20 protein-coding genes and 1 pseudogene are annotated in these 22,338 nt (G+C 65.0%); 16 read left to right on the top strand and 5 right to left on the bottom strand.

Features of this window, described 5'->3' with window-relative positions:
* Window positions 1–511 precede the first annotated feature (511 nt).
* Together NLI84_RS02480 and NLI84_RS02475 are read left to right on the top strand one after the other, a co-directional pair.
* Window positions 512–711, top strand: a pseudogene (locus tag NLI84_RS02480) (amino acid--tRNA ligase-related protein); the annotation flags it as partial.
* Between the two features lie 134 nt (window positions 712–845).
* Complete coding sequence (locus tag NLI84_RS02475; RefSeq protein ID WP_255987950.1) at window positions 846–1,328, top strand: hypothetical protein; 483 nt, start codon at window positions 846–848, stop codon at window positions 1,326–1,328.
* A gap of 58 nt (window positions 1,329–1,386) precedes the next feature.
* Here NLI84_RS02475 and NLI84_RS02470 read toward each other — a convergent pair whose 3' ends face one another.
* Together NLI84_RS02470 and glnE are read right to left on the bottom strand one after the other, a co-directional pair.
* Window positions 1,387–1,689, bottom strand: a complete 303-nt coding sequence (locus NLI84_RS02470; RefSeq protein ID WP_255987949.1) for an Mpo1-like protein — start codon at window positions 1,687–1,689, stop codon at window positions 1,387–1,389.
* A 13-nt stretch (window positions 1,690–1,702) separates the two neighbouring features.
* Window positions 1,703–4,393 (bottom strand): bifunctional [glutamate--ammonia ligase]-adenylyl-L-tyrosine phosphorylase/[glutamate--ammonia-ligase] adenylyltransferase, encoded by a 2,691-nt coding sequence (gene glnE, locus NLI84_RS02465; protein WP_255987946.1) that lies wholly within the window; start codon window positions 4,391–4,393, stop codon window positions 1,703–1,705.
* Between the two features lie 113 nt (window positions 4,394–4,506).
* On the opposite strand from glnE, the gene NLI84_RS02460 reads away from it, so the two are divergent.
* From NLI84_RS02460 to NLI84_RS02430, 7 genes are all read left to right on the top strand, one after another.
* Window positions 4,507–8,361 carry a YhdP family protein gene (locus tag NLI84_RS02460; RefSeq protein WP_255987945.1) on the top strand — a complete coding sequence of 1,285 codons (3,855 nt, stop codon included), beginning with the start codon at window positions 4,507–4,509 and terminating at the stop codon, window positions 8,359–8,361.
* A 13-nt stretch (window positions 8,362–8,374) separates the two neighbouring features.
* Window positions 8,375–9,175 (top strand): carbon-nitrogen hydrolase family protein, encoded by an 801-nt coding sequence (locus NLI84_RS02455; RefSeq protein ID WP_255987940.1) that lies wholly within the window; start codon window positions 8,375–8,377, stop codon window positions 9,173–9,175.
* Between the two features lie 83 nt (window positions 9,176–9,258).
* Complete coding sequence (gene tldD, locus NLI84_RS02450) at window positions 9,259–10,695, top strand: metalloprotease TldD (protein WP_255987939.1); 1,437 nt, start codon at window positions 9,259–9,261, stop codon at window positions 10,693–10,695.
* Window positions 10,696–10,853: 158 nt separating this feature from the next.
* Entirely contained in the window at window positions 10,854–11,924 is a 1,071-nt protein-coding gene (locus tag NLI84_RS02445) for an enoyl-CoA hydratase/isomerase family protein (protein ID WP_255987938.1), read from the top strand.
* Between the two features lie 72 nt (window positions 11,925–11,996).
* Window positions 11,997–12,677: a Bax inhibitor-1/YccA family protein gene (locus NLI84_RS02440; RefSeq protein ID WP_255987937.1), complete on the top strand. Its 681-nt coding sequence runs from the start codon at window positions 11,997–11,999 to the stop codon at window positions 12,675–12,677.
* A gap of 108 nt (window positions 12,678–12,785) precedes the next feature.
* Window positions 12,786–15,077, top strand: a complete 2,292-nt coding sequence (locus NLI84_RS02435; protein WP_255987935.1) for a PAS domain-containing sensor histidine kinase — start codon at window positions 12,786–12,788, stop codon at window positions 15,075–15,077.
* Entirely contained in the window at window positions 15,074–15,691 is a 618-nt protein-coding gene (locus NLI84_RS02430; RefSeq protein WP_255987934.1) for a response regulator transcription factor, read from the top strand. Before NLI84_RS02435 ends, NLI84_RS02430 begins: the two co-directional genes overlap by 4 nt.
* Window positions 15,692–15,744: 53 nt before the next feature.
* Here NLI84_RS02430 and NLI84_RS02425 read toward each other — a convergent pair whose 3' ends face one another.
* Window positions 15,745–16,065, bottom strand: a complete 321-nt coding sequence (locus NLI84_RS02425) for a ComEA family DNA-binding protein (protein ID WP_255987933.1) — start codon at window positions 16,063–16,065, stop codon at window positions 15,745–15,747.
* 94 nt (window positions 16,066–16,159) lie between these two features.
* Between NLI84_RS02425 and hpnC the strand changes: the two genes are divergently transcribed.
* Together hpnC and NLI84_RS02415 are read left to right on the top strand one after the other, a co-directional pair.
* Complete coding sequence (gene hpnC, locus NLI84_RS02420) at window positions 16,160–16,993, top strand: squalene synthase HpnC (RefSeq protein WP_255987932.1); 834 nt, start codon at window positions 16,160–16,162, stop codon at window positions 16,991–16,993.
* Complete coding sequence (locus NLI84_RS02415; protein WP_255987931.1) at window positions 16,993–17,517, top strand: thermonuclease family protein; 525 nt, start codon at window positions 16,993–16,995, stop codon at window positions 17,515–17,517. The genes hpnC and NLI84_RS02415 overlap by 1 nt, the downstream gene beginning before the upstream one ends.
* Window positions 17,518–17,523: 6 nt before the next feature.
* On the opposite strand, the gene lptM is transcribed toward NLI84_RS02415, so the two are convergent.
* Complete coding sequence (lptM, locus tag NLI84_RS02410; protein WP_444542148.1) at window positions 17,524–17,718, bottom strand: LPS translocon maturation chaperone LptM; 195 nt, start codon at window positions 17,716–17,718, stop codon at window positions 17,524–17,526.
* A gap of 54 nt (window positions 17,719–17,772) precedes the next feature.
* Here lptM and cyaY point away from each other — a divergent pair, with 54 nt between their 5' ends.
* The 3 genes from cyaY (at window position 17,773) to NLI84_RS02395 (ending at window position 19,979) form a co-directional block, all read left to right on the top strand.
* Window positions 17,773–18,084 (top strand): iron donor protein CyaY, encoded by a 312-nt coding sequence (gene cyaY / locus NLI84_RS02405; RefSeq protein ID WP_255987928.1) that lies wholly within the window; start codon window positions 17,773–17,775, stop codon window positions 18,082–18,084.
* Window positions 18,085–18,173: 89 nt separating this feature from the next.
* Entirely contained in the window at window positions 18,174–18,491 is a 318-nt protein-coding gene (locus NLI84_RS02400; protein ID WP_308445814.1) for a YqaA family protein, read from the top strand.
* A 36-nt stretch (window positions 18,492–18,527) separates the two neighbouring features.
* The gene (locus NLI84_RS02395) at window positions 18,528–19,979 is read left to right on the top strand and encodes a M48 family metalloprotease (RefSeq protein ID WP_255987927.1); all 1,452 of its coding nucleotides are present in this window, start codon (window positions 18,528–18,530) and stop codon (window positions 19,977–19,979) included.
* Window positions 19,980–20,010: 31 nt separating this feature from the next.
* On the opposite strand, the gene NLI84_RS02390 is transcribed toward NLI84_RS02395, so the two are convergent.
* The gene (locus NLI84_RS02390; protein WP_255987926.1) at window positions 20,011–20,454 is read right to left on the bottom strand and encodes a DUF1841 family protein; all 444 of its coding nucleotides are present in this window, start codon (window positions 20,452–20,454) and stop codon (window positions 20,011–20,013) included.
* Between the two features lie 100 nt (window positions 20,455–20,554).
* Between NLI84_RS02390 and NLI84_RS02385 the strand changes: the two genes are divergently transcribed.
* On the top strand, window positions 20,555–21,037 hold the full coding sequence (locus tag NLI84_RS02385; RefSeq protein WP_255987924.1) for a glutathione peroxidase: 483 nt from the start codon (window positions 20,555–20,557) through the stop codon (window positions 21,035–21,037).
* Between the two features lie 168 nt (window positions 21,038–21,205).
* Window positions 21,206–22,333 carry a glutamine-hydrolyzing carbamoyl-phosphate synthase small subunit gene (gene carA, locus NLI84_RS02380; RefSeq protein ID WP_255987923.1) on the top strand — a complete coding sequence of 376 codons (1,128 nt, stop codon included), beginning with the start codon at window positions 21,206–21,208 and terminating at the stop codon, window positions 22,331–22,333.
* The last annotated feature ends 5 nt before the right edge of the window (window positions 22,334–22,338 follow it).

Raw genomic sequence — 22,338 nt, 5'->3', positions numbered from 1 at the left:
GCCAACTACGAGGGCTAAGATTATCGTCCGGGATGCAACACCTATGCCGGTCCCACTGAAATTGGCTTCAAAATACATACCTGGCCAGCTATAGAGCTGGCTCGCACCATCCTTATCAAGTTCAACGTGACCACCAGGATGGTAAGTGGCAGGGTCTGCAGCAGGTATGTCGGTAACCACCGGTGTCGGAACGGGACTTGAAGCAGATACGTCGGTAACCACGGGTGTCGTAGCAGGCTCGGACGCTGTCGATGTAGTGCTGTCTTCACCACCACCACACGCGGCCAAAACCAAAGCACAGGCAAGGATGTTTTTTTTCTCGGAACATCATGATTTGCCCACTTTTTCAAAGACTTAGAGCGGCCAGTGTGCTCGGCGCCATTTTGGATGCTTCTGTCCAAAATCAAAAAACTGCTTGCCTTCCGTCTGGAGCTCTGTGCGGTTCGCACTTTGTACCTACGCGGACTGCGCGTTGATACACCGCGTTGCTGATGTGAGCGGCAAGGGGCGCGCCGCCGCACACGGTGGCCTCGCGTTCGGCCTCGATCGTCTGATGACCTTGATGACCGGCGCTGAATTGATTCGCGACGTGATCGCCGTCCCCAAGACCCAGCGTGCGCACAGTCTGCTGACCCATGCGCCAAACGCAGTGGATGAAAGACATTGCGTGAACTGCCTATCCGCTTGCGTAACCCGCAACCGGCAGTTTAAGCGTCAATCTGACAAACGGTTGCAAATAGGTGCCATATTCTGTTGCATAAAATGAAAAAGTCACCCTGCAGTGCCTTTTTTTTTCCTGTCTTGCTGTGTAAAATGCAGTTCATCAGACAGACGGAAAGGAATGCATGATGGACAGACTTGGCAGCAGCAAAATGACGCATCGCTGCGGGCACCCATTGAGCAGCGTTCCGGCCATCGAGCAACATGAGGCCTACCTGATCCGCGCCGCCTTTCCGTGCCAGCATTGTTTGTGCGAAATGGCGCGCAAACAGGCGCTTGATACCCATGCTTACGTGAATCTGCAGCAGCTTTCACCAGGTATGGCGGCGTTCGTGGTCGAAGTGACGCGCACATCCGACGAGCTAGGTGATCTGCTCGCCGCCGTGGGGTATGCCAAGCGCGGTCGTTCGCGCGATGAACTTACACCGGGCGAGTTGGCGAGCGGCGCGGCGGACGAGGTCTGGCGCAAGGAGTTCTGGTTCGCCACCAGTACCGACCCGCAGCATGTGATCTCGCTGGTCGATCACATCAAGCTGGAAATGTCCTGGCTGGGCGAATACCTGCCCGGCGGCGTTACCAGCATCGATTTCTGCTCGTTCCCGAGCTGATCGGCTGCTCATATGTAGTGCAAGGAAAAAGGCGCCCTGGGGCGCCTTCTTCATGGGCTCAGGCCCGGCCGCGCAGTTTGGCCCACCACCAGCGCAGGCCGACGAACAGGAAATGCCAGTCCTTGAAGAATTCGGGTGGTTTGCCTTCGATGGCATGCCCGATGAATTGCAGGATCCAGCCCACGATAAACAGCGCGCTGGGCCAGATCCAGAGGCCATCCACCCAGATCGAAGCGATGAAGAACGGGATGGACAGCGCGATCATCGGGATGCCGAAGGTGTGACACAGCCGATTCAAGGGGTGGCGATGGCTTTGCGCATACTCGCTGATCCAGTCATCCCACGAACGTCCTGCGAACATGGTGTCCTCCTCGTTAGGCCTCGCTGGGTGTTACGCCGAACAGCTGTTGCCACAGCGTACGCACCGCGGCGAGGCCATCGGCTAGCGGCGCCAGCGCTTCGGGTTGCAGCGGGGTGCCGCTCAGGCGACCGCGGTGTTGCAAGCGGCGTAGTTCACGGTAGGTGTTGCGAGCCAGTTCGGCGAGCCCGGCATCGATCAGGCCGTGCCCGGCGGCGGTGGCCAGGAGGGCGATATTGCCGCGGTTGGCCGTGAGGTCAGCATGCTCGTGCGCATGGCCCAGCACCAGGTACTGCACGATGAATTCGACATCGACGATGCCGCCGCGACAGTACTTTACGTCGGCGACGCGCGCCGGGTGGGTTTCCAGCATGCGGTTGCGCATCTTGATCACTTCGTCGCGCAAGGCTGCGAGGTCGCGTGGGCGGCGCAGGATGGCGCCGCGTACCGCGTCGAAGCTCTGCCCGATGCGGGTGTCACCGGCGACAAAGCGCGCCCGCGTCAGCGCCTGGTGCTCCCACACCCAGGCCGATTCGCACTGATAGGCTTCAAAGGCGTCCAGCGTGGAAACCAAGAGGCCGGAGCTGCCGTTGGGTCGCAAGCGCAGGTCGATGTCGTACAGCGTACCGGCGGAGGTGGGGGCATTCAGCCAGTTGACGATCTTCTTGGCGAGCCGGGCGTAGGTTTCGGCGGTATCGGGGTGGGGGTCGTCGTAGACGAACACCAGATCGAGATCGGATGCATAGCCCAGCTCCTTGCCACCGAGCTTGCCGTAGCCGATGACGGCGAAATGCGATTGCTCACTGTGCTTGCGCGCCAGTTCCTGCCACGCATGTTCAATGGTGCAGGAGAGGATGAGATCAGCCAGGTCCGACAGGTGATCGGACAGCGTTTCCAGCGTGAGATGCCCCGCAACGTCCTGCGCGACCAGTCGGAACACCTGCGTGTGCTGGAAATGGCGCAGCGCATCCATTTTGGCTTCGACGTCGTCGCCGAGCGCGGCGAGCTCGCTGCGCAGCGTCTGGCCCAGGGCCGGCCAATCCGGCAATTGATACAACAGGCGCGAATCGAGCAGCTCGTCGAGCAGGATGGGGTGGCGCGTCAGGTATTGCGAGACCCAGGGGCTGGCGCTGTAAAGGCTGGCGAGCCGTTGCAGCGTCTGCGGATGTTCGGCCAGCAGCGCGAGATAAGATTCACGTCGGCCTATGGTTTCCAGCAGGTCGAGAATGCGGGTCAGCGTGGCATCGGGGTTGGGGTAGCCGGCGGCGACCTCGATCAGTGGTGGCAGGATGGCATCGACCCGCTGCTTGCTGCGCGCATTCAGTTGCTGGTAACGGCTGCCGCTGCGAAACGCGGCCAGCCGCCGCTGGATGTCGGCGGCATCGGCGTAGCCCAGCCCGGTCAAGCCCTGCGTGGTGCCGTCGCTGTGCTCGGCCTGCTGCCACAATGCCGCATGGGGATGATTCTGGTCCTGGCCGTCCGGTAGCACGAACACCTGCTCGAAATGCCGGGTGACGGCGCTGCGGTGCGCATCGAGCGCCATGCAGAATGCGGGCCAATCCGGCTGACCCATGCTGGTGGCGATCCGCTGCTGATCGTCCGGATTGCCTGGGAGGTTCTGCGTCTGCGCGTCGTCGATATACATCAGACGATGTTCCAGGTCGCGCAGGAAGCGATAGGCCGATTGCAGTTCGGTGACCGCGTCGTCCGGCAGCAGGCCGAGCCGGCCGAGCTCAGTGAGCGTCACTCGGGTGCTGCGCTCCTGCAGTGATTTCACCCGGCCGCCGCGGATCAGCTGGAATACCTGGGCGACGAACTCGATCTCGCGGATACCACCGGGGCCCAGCTTGATGTTGTCGGCCATGTCGCGCCGCGCCACCTCGCGGCGGATCTGGCTGTGCAGCTCGCGCATCGAGGCGTAGGCGCCATAGTCGAGATACTTGCGATAGACGAAGGGGGTGATCAGCTGGGAGAGGCCGGCGGCGTCGCCGGTCAGCGCGCGGCCCTTGATCCAGGCGTAGCGTTCCCACTCGCGGCCTTGCGTGAGCAGGTAGTTTTCCAGCGCGGCAAAGCTCGACACCAGCGCACCCGAATCGCCGAACGGGCGCAAGCGCATGTCGACGCGGAACACGAAGCCATCCTCGGTCACGTCGGCCAAGAGTTTGATCAGTCGCTTGCCGATCACGCTGAAGTATTCCTGGTTGCTGACGCGGCGCGCGCCGTCGGTTTCGCCATCCTCGTCGTAGACAAAGATCAGGTCGATGTCGGACGACACATTCAGTTCACGCCCCCCGAGCTTGCCCATGCCGACCACGATCAAGCTTTGCGGCGCGCCGGTGTCGGCGCCTATCGGCTGGCCGTAGCGGGTCTCATGAGCGACACACCAGGCGAGCGCGGCGTCCACCGTGACTTCGGCCAGATCGCTGACGCAGGCCACCGCTTCGGCCAGGTCGCTGCGTCCCGTTAGCTCGCGGGCGATCAATCGCGCCATCACCGTTTGCCGCAATTGGCGCAGCTGGCGCATGAAACCGGCCTCGTCCTCGGCCGGAGCGGCGAGCCAGGCCCGCATCTCGTCGGCGAGCAGTGGCGTATCGCACTGCGTCGTGGTGCTCACCGCCAGTTCCGGAGCCCGCTGGAACAGGCGTTCCAGATAGCGGCTGTGGGCAAGGGCGGGGGCCAGCGTGGAGGGGGTCACAGCATCGGTCATGGGGCGGATGTTGAAAGCGGTTAGAATGTTGCGGTTCCGAGTCGCACCGCGGCTCGCCTGCCGGTTAACCCTAACACAGCCGCGCACCTTGAGGGTGCACGCGTCGGTCCGTCATGGCTAGAGCCTTCCTGCCCCTGCTGCGCGATATCGGGTGGTCCCTGCTGCGCAAGCTGCGAGGTCTGCTGCACTGGCACTGGCGGGTGGTCCGCTGGGTGCTGCTGGTGGGGGTCGTCTTGCTCGGCTTGCTGGCGGCGGGCTGGCAGTTCTACGTCGTGCCGCGCCTCGATGCGTTTCGCCCGGCCATAGAGGCGAGGTTCAGCGCTGCAAGTGGCAGCCGTATCACCATCGCCGGCCTCGCGGGCGGCTGGCGCGGCATTCGTCCCCATCTCAGTATCGACGGCCTTATCGTCCACGGCGCGAACGGCGCGCCGGCGCTGCACCTGCAGCGGGTGGAGGCCGACTTGTCGTGGTGGTCCTTGCTGATCGGCAAGCTGGATTTCCGTCGCCTGGCGTTTAGCACGCCGCAGCTGGCCGTGTCGCGTGATGCCCAGGGGGGCTGGCTGGTGGCGGGTTTCAGCCTGTCGGGCCGCGGGGGAGGAGATCACCGCTTCTTCGACTGGCTGCTGTCCCAGCGCGAAGTCGAGGTCCGCGGTGGCGAGCTGCGCTGGACAGATGCCCTGCGTGACCGGCACGAGGAGCGCTTGCGCGATGTACATCTCACGCTGAGCCAGGTGTTTGGCCGGCACCGCTTGCAATTGGCGCTGACGCCGCCGGCCAATCTCGGTGGGCGGATCAGCCTTTCCGCCAACTGGCGCGGCGAAGGCCTTGCACTATGGCGTGGCTGGCACGGTGAGGCACTGCTGAGCCTCAAGCAGTTGAACCTGGGCGAACTGGCGCTGCGCTGGCCGCTACAGCCTGTGCCGTTCGAGCAGGCGGCGGGCCGGCTTGATGGCAATATGTCGCTGCGTTTTGCTAAGGGCAGGCTGGTGGCGGCCGAGGTGGCTGCCGTGCTGCAAGGGCTGCGACTGGTGCAGCCGCAGCGCCGGCTGGTGCTGCCGCGCTTTGACGGCACGCTGTCCTGGCGGGCCGATGCGCGCGAGCAGCGCGTACGGCTGACCGCACGGCGCGTCGTCGCCGAGCGTGGCCTTGCTTGCGAGCGTTGCGTGCTGGACTACCGCGCTGGAGCCGGTGAGCAACAGCTGCTGCTGCAGGGATGGCGGCTTGCCCCGATGCTGGCCTATCGCGCCTGGCTGCCGCAGGCTTGGCAGCAGCGCCTGGCGCCCTTGTCGGCGAGCGGCCGTCTCGAGCAGGCCAAGCTGCAGTGGCAGGATGACTTCAAGCGCTATGACGGCGAATTGAAGCTGTCCGCGGCCAGCTTGGGCTGGGGGCGCCTGGTCGAGCAACTCGCCGGTGTGGATCTGGTCTCACGGTTCGACGAAAACGGCGGCTCGCTGCAACTGAAGAGCCGCAAGCTACGGGCCAGCTTACCTGGGCTGTTCGTCGAGCCCCTGGCCCTGACGCGATTCGAGCTCGACGGGGGCTGGCGGCGCCAGCCCAAGGGCTGGGCTGTGCAAATGAAGCGACTGGCGCTGGCCAACGCCGATGTGGCGCTGGGGGCCAGTGCCAGTTATCACTACGACGGCAAGGGGCCGGGCACGCTCGATCTGAACGGCACCATTGCCCGGTTGAAGGCCGCGCGTGCCTACGCCTATCTGCCGCGTGCCGTGGGCGAACACACGCTGGATTGGCTGGCCGGGGCCCTGCGGCAAGGCGAAGCCTACGATGGCCAGATCCGCGTGGCCGGGCCGCTGGCGCAATTCCCGTTCCCGGATGACGTGGGCGGGCTGTTTCGCATCACCGCCAAGGCACGCGATGTCGCCTTGGCCTATGCCGACGGCTGGCCGAGGCTGGAGCGTATCGCGGGCGAGCTCGATTTCCATGGCCGGCGCATGGACATCCACGCCAGCAGCGCAGTGATCGGCGCGGTGCCGTTGACCGAAACCCGCGTCAGTATTCCCGACCTGGGCGCGCATGAGTCGCATCTGATCGCCGAGGGGCAGAGCCTCGCGGCCACTGATCATTTCCTGGGTTTCTTGCGTAGCTCTCCCTTGCGCGCGGTGACCCAGAGCTATGTCGACGGCCTGAAGGCCCAGGGGCAGGGCGCACTCACGCTCAAGCTCGATATTCCACTGCATGACGCCAAATCGGCGCGCGTGGCGGGCCACTATCGTTTCCACGACAACGTGCTCGATTTTGGTGGCGCCATCCCGCAACTGGCTGCAGCTGCCGGCGAACTCACTTTTACCGAGCATGGCCTCGCGATCCAGGATGGCAGGGCGCAGGCCTTGGGGGGGCATGCGCGCTTTTCCGGTGGCGTGCAGCGCGGTGCCTTCGTGTTGCAACTGGCCGGGCAGGCGCGACTGCGCGATGCGTGGCAGCGCTACGAGCTGCCGCAGCCGGAACGGGTGAGCGGCACGGTGGACTACCGTGGTCAGCTCACCGCTACAGACAAGGGTTACCGCTTTGAATTCGACAGTCCGCTCGCCGGCGCGCGGCTCGATTTGCCGCCGCCCTTGGCCAAGCAAGCGGGCGAGCCCCGCCCGCTGCGGTTTGTGGCGTCCAGTGGAGCGGGCCGAGCAGAAATCGAGCTCGGCTTCAGCAAGCTGCTGCAAGCGCGGTTTGCGCGCAGCGACGGTGCGTGGCGCGGCGCGATTGCGCTGGGGGCAGGGCCTGCACCGCCCGCCACCGAGGCCGGGATCGCGCTCACCGGCGGCTGGCCGCAGCTCGATGTCGATGTCTGGCTGGGGCTGGCAGGTGCGGGCGGCGTAAGTGGCGAGGACGGGCCGGGCCTGGCATCGGCGCAACTGGCATTCGATCGGGTGAAGGCCGGTGGTCGCTTGCTGAACAACGTGCGCTTCGCGCTGCAGCGGCAGAACGCCGGCTGGCAAGGCCGGCTGGCTTCGGATCAGACGGAGGGGCGTTTCAGCTGGCGTTCTGCCATCGCTGGCGTCTCGCCATTGCTCGATCTCAAGCTGAGCCGCCTCGATTTGCCCTTGTCGCGGGACGAGGCGGACCGTATTGTCGTTCGGTCTGCGGACACGGCGGGGCGCCAACAGGCGGTGGACGATCGCGGCTGGCCGGCGCTCAAGCTGGCGGTCGATGATTTTCGCTACGAGTCGCGTTCGCTGGGGCGGCTCGCGATCCATGCCCTGCCGCAGGCGGGCAACTGGCGCCTCAATGAAGTCTCGCTCGTGAACGACGACGGCGCGCTGACCATGAGCGGCTTGTGGCGTCGCGCCGAGGTTCGCTCGCGGGTTTCCGGCAAGTTCGAGATCAAGAGCACCGATTTTGGCCAGATGCTGGGCCGGCTGGGTTATCCCGATACGATACGACGCGCGCCGGGCTCGTTTTCCGGCGACGTGGCGTGGGATGGCGCGCCGTTCCCGCCCGACCTTGCCACGATGCAGGGCTCGCTCAAGCTCGAGGTCGGAGCCGGCCAGTTTGCCAAGATCGATCCGGGCGCGGCGCGGCTGTTGTCGGTGCTCAGCCTGCAGTCGCTGACGCGGCGGGTGAAGCTCGATTTTCGCGATGTGTTCTCGGACGGTTTCGAGTTCGACCAGATCCATGGCGAGGCCACCATAGAGCAAGGCATCGCCCGCACCCAGGATCTGACCATCGCCGGGCCGGGCGCGCAGGTGCTGTTCAAGGGGGAGGCCAATATCGTCGCCGGCACGCAGAACTTGCGAGTACGCATCGTGCCGGTGGTCGGCGATACGGTGGCGATTGCCGCCGGCGTGATCAATCCGCTGGCGGGCGTCGCCGCCTTTTTGCTCCAGCGGGCCTTGAAAGATCCGATCGGCAACCTCATTGCCTATGAATACGACATTACCGGCAGCATGCGCGATCCGCAGGTGAAGCGCGTGCGCAGCCTCGACAACCTGATGCCCGAGTTCGGCAAGCTGCGCTGAACGGAGCCCTTCCATGCAGACCTGCACCGCCGCTGCCATCCAGATGATCTCGACGCCCGAAGTCGCGACCAATCTTGCCACTGCCGCCGGATTGATCGCCCAGGCGGCCGAGCGGGGGGCGCAACTCGTGGTGTTGCCCGAGTACTTTGCCATCATGGGCGCGCGCGACACTGACAAGCTGGCGGTGCAGGAGGCGTACGGTGGTGGCCCCTTGCAGGATTTCCTTGCCGGTGCGGCAAAGCGGCACGGTATCTGGCTGGTCGGCGGCACCATTCCGTTGGCCAGCGATGATCCGGCGCGGGTACGCAACAGCTGCCTTGCCTTCGATCCGGCAGGCCAATGCGTTGCGCGCTACGACAAGATCCACCTATTCGGCTTTGACAACGGCAGCGAGCGCTACGCCGAGGCCGATACGATCACGCCTGGGGCGGAGCCGGTGGCCTTCGAGACGCCGTTTGGCCGCATCGGGCTGGCGGTGTGTTACGACCTGCGCTTTCCCGAGCTGTTCCGCCGCGAACAGCTCGACATCTGGGTATTGCCGGCGGCCTTCACCGCCACGACCGGTCGCGCGCACTGGGAAGTGCTGCTGCGCGCGCGCGCCATCGAAAACCAGTGTTATGTGATCGCCTCCGGCCAGGGCGGCGTGCACCCGACCGGGCGCGAGACCTTTGGCCATAGCCTGATCGCCGATCCGTGGGGCCAGGTGCTCGACGTGCTGCCGCAGGGTGAAGGCCTGGCCTTGGCCGAACTCAAGGCCAGCCAGCTGGAGCGCGTACGCAAGACGCTGCCGGCATTGCAGCATCGGCGGCTCTGAAACCCGACCCAGGCTGGCGCGCTTGCCAAGGCCGCGTGGCGCTGGCACTGTCGACTATCCAACCGTTTTCCCTGAGAGATGCAATGAACGCCCTCGCGATCGCCGACCAGACCCTGCTTGCACCGTTCGATTTGAACGACGGCGCGCTCGAACGCGTGTTCGGCGAGCTGGCGCGGCACGATCTCGACTACGCCGATCTCTACTTCCAGTACAGCCGCTCCGAGGCCTGGAGCCTCGATGAGGGCATCGTCAAGTCCGGCAGCTTCAGCATCGACCAGGGTGTGGGCGTGCGCGCGGTATCTGGCGAAAAAACGGCGTTCGCCTACTCGGACGACATCCGGCTCAACCCCTTGCTGGAGGCCGCGCGCGCCACGCGCGCCATCGGCCGCCAGGGTGGCAACGGCACCGCGGTGATCGCCAGGCCCGGCAACGGCCACGCGCTGTATCGGCCCATCGATCCGCTAGCCAGCCTGAACGAGGCGGCCAAGGTGGCGCTCCTGGAAAAACTGGAGCGCGCCGCGCGCGCGCTCGATACCCGCGTGGTGCAGGTGATGGCGAGCCTCGCGTCCGAGTACGAGGTGGTGTTCGTCGCCCGTCACGATGGCCACCGGGCCGCCGACGTGCGTCCGCTGGTGCGATTGTCGCTGCAGGTGATCGTCGAGGAAAACGGTCTGCGCGAGCAGGGCAGCGCCGGTGGCGGTGGCCGGTTCGACTACGGCTATTTTGATGACGAGATCGTCGAGCGTTATGCAAAGCAAGCGGTCGACCAAGCGGTGCTCAACCTGTCGGCGCGGCCGGCGCCGGCCGGCGAAATGACGGTGGTGCTGGGCAATGGCTGGCCCGGCATCCTGCTGCACGAGGCGATCGGCCATGGCCTGGAGGGCGATTTCAATCGCAAGGGATCGAGCGCGTTCTCGGGCAAGATCGGCCAGCGCGTCGCTGCGCCCGGCGTGACCGTGATCGACGACGGCACCATTGCCGATCGCCGTGGCTCGCTCAATATCGATGATGAGGGCAACCCGACGCAGCGCACCGTGCTGATCGAGGACGGCATCCTCAAGGGCTATATCCAGGACGCGCTGAACGCCCGGCTGATGAACATGCCGCTCACCGGCAACGGCCGGCGCGAAAGCTACGCCCACCTGCCGATGCCGCGTATGACCAACACCATCATGTTGGCGGGCGAGCGTGACCCGCAGGAGATCATCGCCTCGGTGAAAAAGGGTCTCTATGCCGTGAACTTCGGTGGCGGCCAGGTCGACATCACCAGCGGCAAGTTCGTGTTCTCCGCCGCCGAGGCGTGGTGGGTCGAGGACGGCAAGCTGCAATACCCGGTGAAGGGCGCGACGCTGATTGGCAACGGTCCGGACGTGCTGACGCGGGTGACCATGATCGGCAACGATTTGGCGCTCGACCCGGGCGTGGGGACCTGTGGCAAGGAAGGCCAGAGCGTGCCGGTGGGCGTGGGACAGCCGACGATGCGCATCGATGGCGGCTTGACCGTAGGCGGCACGGGCTAAAGCGCCACTCCTGGCATTGGGTGCACCGCCAGTACGTGCAGTACGTGATCGGCGCGTCGCGTCGATCATTCAAACGGCCTGCTGCGGAACATCCCCGATGTGCGCGTCGCGACGGCAGCGTTAGGCTGCCGTTGTCGTTTCCATCACTTCGATTCCCCATGATCCATTGCGACCTGCTTCCCACCGACAACGGCCTTCAGCTGGGCGTGCTCAAGCTCGACAGCGCGGCGCGGCTCAACGCGCAGACGCTGGCCATGGTGCGCGCCATGAATGCGGCGTTGCGGCTATGGCGGGAGAATGACGCCGTGGTCGCGGTATTGCTGGTCGGCGTCGGGCCGCGCGGCTTTTGTGCCGGGGGCGATTTGAAGGCGCTGTATCACGCGATGACAGCGCCCGGCGCCATGGCCGAGGGCGACGCCTTCTTCGCCGAGGAATACGGCCTGTGCCGCGACCTGCGGGCCTACCCCAAGCCGGTGCTGGCGTGGGGCCAGGGCATCGTGATGGGGGGCGGCTGGGGGCTGTTCGCCGGTGCGCATCACCGCATCGTGACCGAATCGACGCGGTTGGCAATGCCGGAAATCAGCATCGGCCTGTTTCCGGACGTAGGTGCCAGCCGCTGGCTGCACGAACTGCCGGCGAACCTGGGGCGCTGGCTGGCGCTGACGGCGAGCGAACTCAACGCGGCCGACGCGGTATGGTCCGGCGCCGCGCAGGTGGCCTTGCCCGATGCGTTGCGGCCACAGCTGAAACCCTGGCTGCAGGCCTTGCCATGGCAGGCGAACCCGGATCTGGATGCCATCTTGCTGCGCGAAGCACTGGGCGCATGGGCGGCCGCACAGCCGTGCGCCATGCCCGCGCGGCGTTGGGCGCCGCTGGCCGAGCGGATCGAGGCACTGTGCGCGGGTACATTGCCCGAGATCGCCGACCGGCTGCGTGGCGTGCTCGATACGCCAGATTTTGGTGAGGCCGCTGGGCGCTTTTACGCGGGCTCGCCCACCTCGGCCTGGCTGATCCGCCTGATGGAGGATGCCGCACGCGGGCTCGACTATGACGCGATCTGGGCGCTGGAAACGCGTATCGCTTATCATGCCTTGCGCATCGGCGACTTTCGCGAGGGCATACGCGCCAAGCTGGTCGAGCGCGACGGCCTCCCGCACTGGCGGGCGCGAGCGCTGCATGGCGAGCCGCCCGAGGACATCGTCGCCATGACAGCATCAACACTGACTTGAACTTTTCATGGTTTCACGCCATCTTATGCCGTGAGCAGCATTTGCTGCGCTTTCCTCTCGGAGACAACGATCATGCAACTCAACACCGCCAACCAGTGGGGTGGCGCTTCGCTCGCTGTCGAGCGTAATCGGGTTCTGCGCAACACCTACTACCTGCTATCGCTGACGATGATCCCGACTGCGATCGGTGCCATGGCCGGTATCGCGCTGCAGTTCCAGATGAGCATGATGTGGGGTCTGCTGCTGTTCCTGGGCGTGAGCTTCGGTGCGTTCTACGCGATCGAGCGCACCAAGAACAGCCCGATGGGCGTGGTCATCCTGCTTGCCTGGACCGGTTTCATGGGCCTGTGGCTGTCGCAGATGCTGCAGCGCGTGCTGGCGTTCTCGAACGGCGCGCAGCTGATCGGCATGGCCGCGGTGGGCACCGGCGCGATCTTCTTCACGCTGGCGACCATTGCCACGGTGACCAAGAAGGATTTCTCCTTCATGGGCAAGTTCCTGTTCATCGGCCTTGTGGTGGTGGTGCTGGCAGCCATCGCCAACATCTTTCTCGCGATCCCGGCGCTGTCGCTGACGATCTCGGCCGTGTGCGTACTGCTGTTCTCGGCCTACATCCTGTATGACGTGAGCCAGATCGTGAATGGTGGCGAGACCAACTACGTGACCGCCACGCTGGCGCTCTACCTCGATATCTACAACCTGTTCACCAGCCTGCTGAACCTGTTGTCGATCTTCGGTGGCGAACGCGACTGACCGGTCGCGCACCGCGCAACGCCGCCTGCGGGCGGCGTTGTCGTTTCCGTGCCGGGCATGGGTTAGTCCGCATGGCAACAGCGGCCGCCGTGCAGCTATCCTAGCCGCATGTCTGGTTCTTCTTCCCCCCTGCACTGGCACGGCCGCCTGCCCTGGCTGCTGGCCCATGCCGCGATCGGTCTCGTGATGCTGGTCCTGCTCGGCTACGCCTGGATGGATCACCGCCAGACGCATCGCACGCAGGAATCGACGCTGGCGCAGGATCTGCTATGGCAGCAGCAGGGGATACGGTTGCATCTGCAGACCAACCAGAACGTGCTGGAAAATCTCGCGTACGGGCTGGCGGCCGATGCGATCAACATGCGTGATTTCAGCGCCCGAGCCGATGCGCTGATCAAGGTGAATCCGGAGCTGCTGGCCATCGAGTACCTCGATCACCGCGGCGTGCGTGTCGGCGGATTGCCGGTTTACAGTGGCCGGCCGAGCAGCCTTATTCCGCTCGAAGATGACCGGCTGCAGGAGGCGATCGATGGCGCCGCTGCGCTCGGTCATGCGGTGTATTCCAATGTGATCGTGCGCAACGAGCCCATGGTTGTGCTGGTGGTGCCCTATTTCAGCGGCACCGTGTACAGCGGCGCGGTGCTGGCAACGTACTCGCTGTCGCAAATGTTGCAGCAGCGCATTCCATGGTGGATGGTGCAACGGTACGACCTGCAGCTGATCGATGCGCGCGGCGGCATCATCGCGCCGACCGGCGTGGAGCTCAAGCCGGGCGCGACCACGCAGGAAGTCGGCTTCGAGCCGCCTGGCCACGGACTGAAGCTGACCGCGGGCATCCGCGAAGCCCCGGCCTCGATGCGCCATGTCTGGCTGCTGGCGTCGGTGGTGCTGTTGCTGGCCCTGCTGTGGTGGATGCTCATCCTGCTGCGTCAGCGCATGTACGAGCGTCAGCAGGCCGAAGCGGCGCTGCAGGACGAAATGCGCTTTCGTGCGGCGATGGAGGATTCGCTGGTAACCGGCCTGCGCGCGATGAACAAGAATGGTCGCATCATTTACGTGAATCCGGGCTTTTGCCGCATGGTGGGCTGGCAGGCCGAGGAGCTGATCGGCCATCTGCCGCCGATGCCGTACTGGGCGCCGGAGGCCCTGGAGGAGTGCGCAGCGGCGTATCGCGGCATACTGGAAGGGCAGGCGCCCGCCAACGGTTTTCAGTTGCGCTTCATGCGGCGCAACGGCGAGCGCTTTGACGTGCGCCTGTATTCCAGTCGCCTGGTCGATGGCCGCGGCGAATCACGCGGCTGGATGGCTTCGCTTTACGACGTCACCGAGATCAAGCGCGAGCGCGAGGCGCTGGCTGCGTCGCGCACGCAGCTGCTCACGGTGCTTGAAGGCCTGGAGGCGGCGGTGTCGGTCACCGATGTCAGCACCGGGCGCGGGCTGTATCGCAATCGCCACCACGCCGACACTTTCGTGTTCTTCGACGAAGGAGATTACTGCCTGGCGCCGCTGCTGCCCAATGGCTCGCTGGGCGCGGATTGCCTCGACGCATGCACCGGACGCTGGTACCACGTGCAGCGGCGCAGCATAGACTGGGTGGACGGACGTCGGGTCTGGCTCGATATCGCCGCCGACATCACCGACCAGCACGGCGAGGCCGAGATGGCGCGCTTGCAGAGCGAGAAGCTGCAGCACACCGCGCGCCTGGTCAGCATGGGCGAGCTGGCGTCCAGCCTCGCGCACGAACTCAACCAGCCGCTGGCGGCCATCGGCAGCTATGCGGCGGCCGGGGAGGAGTTGCTGTCGCTGGAAAAGCCGCGCGTCGAGCGGGCACGCGAAGTCATGGTCAAGATGAGCGAGCAGGCGCGCCGCGCCGGCCAGATCATTCGCGGCATCCGTGATTTCGTCGCCAAGCGTGCGCCGCGTACCGAGCCTTGCCGGCTCGACGCGGTGCTGGCGGTGCCGCTGCAGCTGTTGGAGCCGCTGACGCGACAGACCCGCGCCGCGATTTCCGTGGCCCTGCCCACCCATCTGCCGGCCTTTCCGGGCGACGCCGTGATGCTGGAGCAGGTGCTGTTCAACCTCTTGAAGAACGGGCTGGAAGCGATCGCGACGATGCCGGCAGGCCACCCGCGCGAGATCCACGTTAGCGCCGAGTTGCTGGGCGATGCGCTCGAAGTGAGCATTGCCGATACCGGGCCTGGCATGCCGCAGGCCAGCCAGCCGTTCCAGCCTTTTTTCAGCACCAAGCCCGAAGGGCTGGGTGTGGGGCTCAATATCTGCCGTTCGGTGCTGGAGCAGCACCGAGGCCATTTGCGGGTCGAACCCAATCCTGGGGGCGGCACACGCTTCATCTGCCGTTTGCCCGTGGCAAGCGAACTGACCACCAGTGAGGAAACATGAGAGCGATAGCCATCATCGATGACGATGTCGCAGTGCGTGATGCGCTGACGTTGCTGTTCGAAACGCGTGACTGGAATGCCGAAGCCTTCGATAGCGCCGAGGACTTCCTGGCGCGAGCACATCCTCCGGCCTACGGCTGCCTGGTGATCGACGTGCGCATGACCGGCATCAGCGGATTGGAGCTGTTCGATCGACTCAAGGCGCAGCCCTATCTGCCACCGGTGATCTTCCTGACCGGCCATGGCGACGTGCCGATGGCGGTCGCCGCGGTAAAGGAGGGCGCCGCCGACTTCCTGGAAAAGCCGTGTGATCACCGTACGCTGGTAGCCAAGGTCGAGGCCGCGCTGACGGACGACGCGGCCAATCGCAGCGACTGGGAGGCCCGGCAGAATCTGAATGTGCGACTGTCCGAACTCACGCCGCGCGAGCGCGAGGTGCTGCGCGAACTGCTGGCTGGCAAGCTCAACAAGCAGATCGCCGATGTACTCGACATCAGCATCAAGACGGTTGAAGTGCACCGCGCCCGCATCTACACCAAGTTGCGGGTACGTTCGGCGGTCGAGCTTGCCGCCTTGCTGAAGGACGTCCCACTGGCCGAAATCACCACGCAGTAAGGGGCGGACGAGTGCAAGGAGGCGCTGTGCGGCGCCTCCAGCCTGGATCGGGGTTACTTGCCTTTCTTGGCAGGGGTGGGCTTGGCGGTGGGCTTGACTGCGGCCGCTTTGGCGGGCGAGCCCTTGCCCACGGTGACTTCGCCCTTGATTTTGCTGTAAGTGCCTTCCTTGATGCCCGGCACATTCGTGAGGTCGTCGGCTGACTTGAATGGACCGTGCTTGGTGCGGTAGTCAACGATGGCTTGCGCCTTGGACGCGCCGATTCCGGGCAATGCTTCGAGCTGGGCCGCGGTGGCGGTGTTAATATCCACGGCGCCCCAGGCGGTGGTGCTCAGGAGTGCGCTGCACAGCAGCGCGGTCAGCCATTGCTTCATGTTTACACCCTCCATTTAGTGACGAGAGCCTTTCTCTCTATCTGACTCTAGTTGTCATGATGTGAATTGCTATCGCCATTCGTCAGGTTGGATTATGGCTGGAATAAGCGCGCAAGCGTCGGTCGATCACTACGAAAACTTCCCGGTCGCATCGATCCTGATGCCGCGCCGTTATCGCAAGGCCGTGGCTGCGGTCTATCATTTTGCCCGGCACGCCGATGATCTGGCTGACGAGGGCGATGCTACTCCGGCGCAACGGCTGGCCGCACTGGCCGACTGCCATGCGGAGCTCGCGCGCATCGAGGCGGGTGAAGTGCCGCAGACCGCAAGATATCAGGCGCTGGCGCCGGTACTGGGCCAATACGATGTGCCGGTTTCGCTGTGCCACGACCTCATCTCGGCGTTCGAGCAGGATGTCTCCAAGGCGCGCTATGCCGATTTTGGCGAGGTGGTGCAGTACTGCCGCCGTTCGGCGAACCCGGTGGGTCGCATCCTGCTGCATTTCTTCGGTGAGCTTGACGAGCGTAAGCTTGCGATGTCAGACGGTATCTGCACCGCCTTGCAGTTGATCAATTTCTGGCAGGACGTCGCCATCGACTGGCAGAAGGACCGCGTCTATCTGCCGCAGGACGAAATGGCGCGCTTTGGCGTGAGCGAAGCGCAGATCGCCGTGGGGCGTGTCGATGGCGCCTGGCGTCAGCTGATGGCTTTCCAGGTCGATCGCACCAGGCGCATGTTGCAGGCCGGCGCGCCGCTGTCCCTGCAATTGCCGGGTCGCATCGGGCTCGAGCTGCGGCTGACCGTGCTCGGCGGGGATGCCATTCTGACCCGGCTGCAGCAGGTGCAGTACGACATGTTCCGGCACCGACCCACTTTGGGCGCCGCCGATTGGCCACGCCTGTTGTGGCGCGCGCTGAGAAAGCGCTGATGCGGCGCGCGATGCTGTGGTGTTGTCTGCTGCTGGCGGGCTGCCTCGATCTGGACCTGCCGCGCGGCGAAGCGGTCAAGGGCGAGATCGTTGAAGGGCGGGTCATTGCCGTGGCCGATGGCGATACGCTCACCGTGCTCGACGATGGCCTGGTTGAACACAAGCTGCGCCTGGCGTTTGTCGATGCCCCGGAAAAGGCACAGGCCTTTGGCAACGTCGCGAAGTGGCAGCTATCGAGTCGTGTGTATGGCCGCGCCATCCGCGCCGAGCTCATTGATGTCGATCGCTATGGGCGCGGTGTCGCGCAGGTCTGGCTGGGCGGCGAAGACGTCAATCTGGCGCTGCTGAACACGGGTTATGCCTGGCACTACACCCGCTATGCCGAGCGGATCCAGTCCGGCACCGAGTTCGCGCGCTACGCCGCGGCAGAGCGGCAGGCGAGGGCGGGCCAGTTGGGGTTGTGGCAGGGGGCCAGGCCGCAGCCGCCATGGCAGTATCGACAGCGCAAGCGCGCCGGCACTTAGCCGGGGCTATTGCGCGAGCGGGGTGAGCTCGACCGCGGAGGCGGGGACGGCCTGCGGCGTGGGCAGTGGCGTGACGCTGGGGGGCGACTTCTTGGTCTGGATCGCCGGGCGCGGCGTCTGGCCCTTGGGAAGGTAGAGATCGCCCTTGAAGCCGCACGCAGCAAGCGTCAGGGCCGCGAGTAACAACAGGGGTGCGCGCATCGCCGGGCCGTTGGTGGCAAAATCGCGATGTTATCACGCAGCGCAGACCCTTCCATGACCGAATCCGAATTCCTCGATCTGACCGACGCTGTATTTGCCCGCATCGAAACCGCGCTCGATGCCGCCGGGCTCGATACCGATACGTTGCGCGCGGGCAATGTGCTTGAAATCGAATTCGACGATGGCAGCAAGGTCATCGTCAATCGCCACGCTGCCAACCAGGAGCTGTGGATCGCCGCCCGAAGTGGCGGCTATCACTATCGTCTGCTCGATGGCGCCTGGCGCAATACGCGCGCCGCGGGCGAGTTCTACACCGATCTGGCAGTGGCGATCACATTGCATGCCGGCGAGGATTTCGCATTCTGAGCCTGGCCGACTGGGGATGGCCGCTGTCGCTGTTTGCCTCGGCGCTGTTGTCGGCCACCTTGCTGCCCGGGAACTCGGAGGCCGTGCTCGTGGCCTACCTCGTCAAGCACGAAGGCACGGCCTGGCTGGCCCTGTTGCTGGCAACCGTGGGCAACAGTGTAGGCGGCGCGATCAGCGTGTGGCTGGGGCGACGGCTGCCAAGGAAGGAAACGCCCGCGCGCGCAGCCTGGCTGCAACGGCATGGCCCCTGGGTGTTGCTGCTGTCCTGGGTGCCGCTGGTGGGCGATGCGCTGTGCGTGGCGGCAGGCTGGCTGCGTTGGCCGTGGCGCAAGGTCTGGCCGGCCTTGGTGGCCGGCAAGCTGCTACGCTATCTTGCCGTGATTGCCTCGGTCGAGGCCGTGATTTGAGCCCGCTTCGTTTCCATGTCTGAGAGCCGATAGTCGATGTCCCACCTCCTGGTGCGCCGGACCCTCCTTGCCATCGTCGCCTCCGTGCTGGTGATCCAGCCAGTGCTGGCGCTCGAGAGCGAGCTGCCCAATCTCGGGGACACCTCGAGCGATTCCTTGTCGAGTGCTGACGAGCGCATGATAGGCGCATCCGCAATGCGCGAGATCCGCCGCAGCGGCATGCTGCTCGACGATCCGGAACTCGTGGCTTACCTCAACCAGCTGGGCGGGCGCCTGGTCGACGCCAGTGGCGAGACGCAGACCTCGTTCACCTTCCTGCCGCTGCGGGATCCTTCGGTCAATGCGTTCGCGGTGCCGGGCGGGGTGATCGGCGTGCACAGCGGGCTGATCGTCACCGCACAGCACGAGTCCGAGCTCGCCAGCGTGCTGGCGCACGAAGTGGCGCACGTGTCGCAACATCACCTGGCACGCCTGATCGAAAGCCAACGCATCACGCCGTGGATGACGCTGGCGGCCATCGGCCTTGCCATACTCGCGGCGCACGCCGGCGCGGGTGACGCCGCAGCGGCTGCAGCGGCTGCCGGCCCGGCGCTGGCGGTGCAACGCCAGCTCGATTTCACCTATGCCTTCGAGCAGGAGGCGGATCGCGTCGGCATGCAGACCTTGACCCGCTCCGGCTTCGATCCTGCGGCCATGCCCGCCTTCTTCGAGCGGCTGCAAAAGCACAACCGGCTGGTCGAGAACAACGCGCCGGAGTTCCTGCGCACCCACCCGGTGACCTACAAGCGTATCGCCGATGCGCAATCGCGCCTCAAGGAGGTGCCTTACCGCCAGGTACCCGACAGCGCCGAGTTCCTGTTCATGCGCGAAAAGGCGCGGGTGCTGCAGGGCGACGCGCGGGCCATGGTGAACTACTACACCAAGGCGCTGACCGAGGGGCGTTTCATCAACCGCGCCGCGCACCTGTACGGCTATGCGCTGGCGCAATTGCGGGTGAACGAGCTCGATGGCGCCAGTCGCAGCCTCACCGAGGCGCGTAGCGCGCTGGGCCGGCCCCATGCCGCGCTCGAATACCTGAACGGCCAGTTGCTGCTGGCGCAGGGCAAGCCCGCCGAGGCGGCGAGCCAGTTGCGGGCTGCGGCGCAGCGTTTCACCGGTAGTCGTGGCCTCGTCTACGGTGAGATCGATGCGATGATCGCGGCGCGCCAGCTCGATGCGGCACTCAAACTCACGATCAATTCGCAGGAGCTCTACCCGTCCGATGCCGAGCTCTATCAGCGCGAAGCGCGCATCTACGAGGCCAAAGGCGAGGCGCAGCGCCAGCACAAGGCGCAGGCCGAGTACTACATCCTGTTGCTGGAATACGGTCCAGCCATCGAGCAGCTGCAGATCGCGCAGCGTCAACCTGGCAACGATTTCTATCTGCTCTCCGCCATCGATGCCCGATTGCGGGAGCTGCAGGAGGCGACGGCCAAACAGGCCAAATGAGGCATGCGACCACGCGAGCGCGCAATGGACGTCAATCCTTGCTGCTTGCCTGGCCGAGGCGGACGCGCAGGATGTCCAGATAGAGGTTGGGATCGGGCGGCGTGCCGTGTCGCTGTGCGTGCCAGATCATTTCGCCCAGGCCATCGACCATCAGGTGCAGCGCGGTGTGCTCGTCGCCATAGTGCTCGCACAGTTGCTGGTAGAGCGCGCGCACGCCCGGGGGCTGGTCGATCGAGAGCTGCTCCTCGATGGCCAGGTGCATCGAGATATGCAGGAAGGGGTTGGTCTCGCCGATCTCCGGCGGCCAGTCGCGATCGAGGTAGTCCAGGCTCAGGTAGCGCTGGTACTCGGGATGGCGCAGCAGCACGCCGACGGTGATGCGTTCCAGATCGGTCAGCGGCGCCTGGGCGCCGTGCTTTTGCCAGGACTCGATAAAAAAACGCCGGGCTTCGTCGCGAGTGGGGTTGAACAGCATGGAGGTGGCGAGGATGATCGAGCGCTGATTATCCCCCAGCCGGCGCTCGCTTACGAGCCGCGCCGATCAGCCCGGCCCGGTTCGGCCAAGGAGACAGGCAATGACGACGGTTTACGACTTTACGGCAAACGATATCTTCGGTGACGAGGTGGCGCTGTCGAGCTATCGCGGCCAGACGCTGCTGATCGTCAATGTGGCGAGCCAGTGCGGTTTCACGCCGCAGTACGAAGGGCTGGAGGCGCTGTATCGCCAGTACAAGGAGCGCGGCTTTGCCGTGCTGGGTTTTCCGTGCAACCAGTTCGGCAGCCAGGAACCGGGCAACGCCGAGGAAATCCGCTCGTTCTGCACCACCCACTATGAGGTGACCTTTCCGCTGTTTTCCAAGGTGGACGTCAACGGCAGCGGCGCGCATCCGCTCTACCAGCATCTGAAGCAGACCGAGCCCGGCATACTCGGCACCGAGGCGATCAAGTGGAACTTCACCAAGTTCCTCGTCGATCGTGCAGGTCACGTGGTGGGGCGCTACGCGCCGACCACCAAGCCTGCGGAGCTGGCGGGCGAAGTGGAAAAACTGCTCGCTTGAACCGCCGGACACGCAGTATTGCGGGCGGGCGGCGTTGAAAGAAAAGGCGTTTTGCGGTAACATCCCGGCAATTTTGCACTGCAAACGGGACCGGGGAGACCAGTCCCGTTTTTCTACGTGTACCCCCCGGAATTTGCATTAGATGGGCGCAATGCCCAGGAGCCGCCAGTGTCTCAACCCGCCCTTTTAGCGCTTGCCGACGGCACCCTGTTTCACGGTATTTCGATCGGCGCCGACGGCGAAACGATCGGTGAGGTGGTTTTCAACACCTCGATCACCGGTTACCAGGAAATTCTCACCGACCCTTCGTACAATCGCCAGCTCGTTACGCTGACCTACCCGCACATCGGCAACTATGGCGTGAACCCGGAAGACGCCGAGTCGCGCGCCGTGTTTGCCGCCGGCCTGATCATCCGCGACCTGCCACGACTGCATTCGAACTTCCGCTCGAACATCAGCCTGGGGGACTACCTCAAGGCCAACGGCATCGTCGGCATCTCCGACATCGATACCCGCAAGCTCACCCGCATCCTGCGCGAGAAGGGCGCCCAGCCGGGCTGTATCGTCGCCGGCAGCCAGATCGACGAGGCCGCCGCAATCGAGAAGGCCCGCTCCTTCGGCTCGATGGCCGGCCAGGATCTGGCCCGCGTGGTGAGCGCGACCGAGCAACAGGACTGGACCACCGCCGAGTGGAAGCTCGGTGTCGGCTATACCGTGCAGTCCAATCCCAAATATCACGTGGTCGCGTACGACTTCGGCGTGAAGTCCAACATCCTGCGCATGCTGGCCGAGCGTGGTTGCAAGCTGACCGTGGTGCCGGCGCAGACCCCGGCTGCCGACGTGCTGGCTTTGAATCCGGATGGCGTGTTCCTCTCCAACGGCCCGGGCGATCCGGAGCCGTGTGATTACGCGATTGCCGCGACGCGCGAATTCATCGCCCGCAAGCTGCCGACCTTCGGCATCTGCCTCGGTCACCAGATCCTGGGGCTCGCCACCGGCGGGGCCACCAGCAAGATGAAGTTCGGCCACCACGGTGCCAACCACCCGGTGCAGGATCTCGACAGCCGCCACGTGATGATCACCTCGCAGAATCACGGCTTCCAGGTCGACGAGACCAGCTTGCCGGCCAATGTGCGCGTCACCCACCGCTCGCTGTTCGACGGCACGGTGCAGGGCATCGCACTGACCGATGCACCGGCGTTCTCGTTCCAGGGCCACCCGGAAGCAAGCCCCGGGCCGCACGACGTGGCGTATCTCTTTGACAAGTTCATCGCCATGATGGCCGAGCGCAAGTAAGGGTT

Origin of the sequence: Chitinolyticbacter albus (genome assembly GCF_024437655.1) — a bacterium.
Classification (GTDB): Bacteria; Pseudomonadota; Gammaproteobacteria; order Burkholderiales; family Chitinibacteraceae; genus Chitinolyticbacter; species Chitinolyticbacter albus.
Note: the sequence above shows the minus strand (reverse complement) of the source record. Positions and strands in the feature narration are given on the sequence as shown.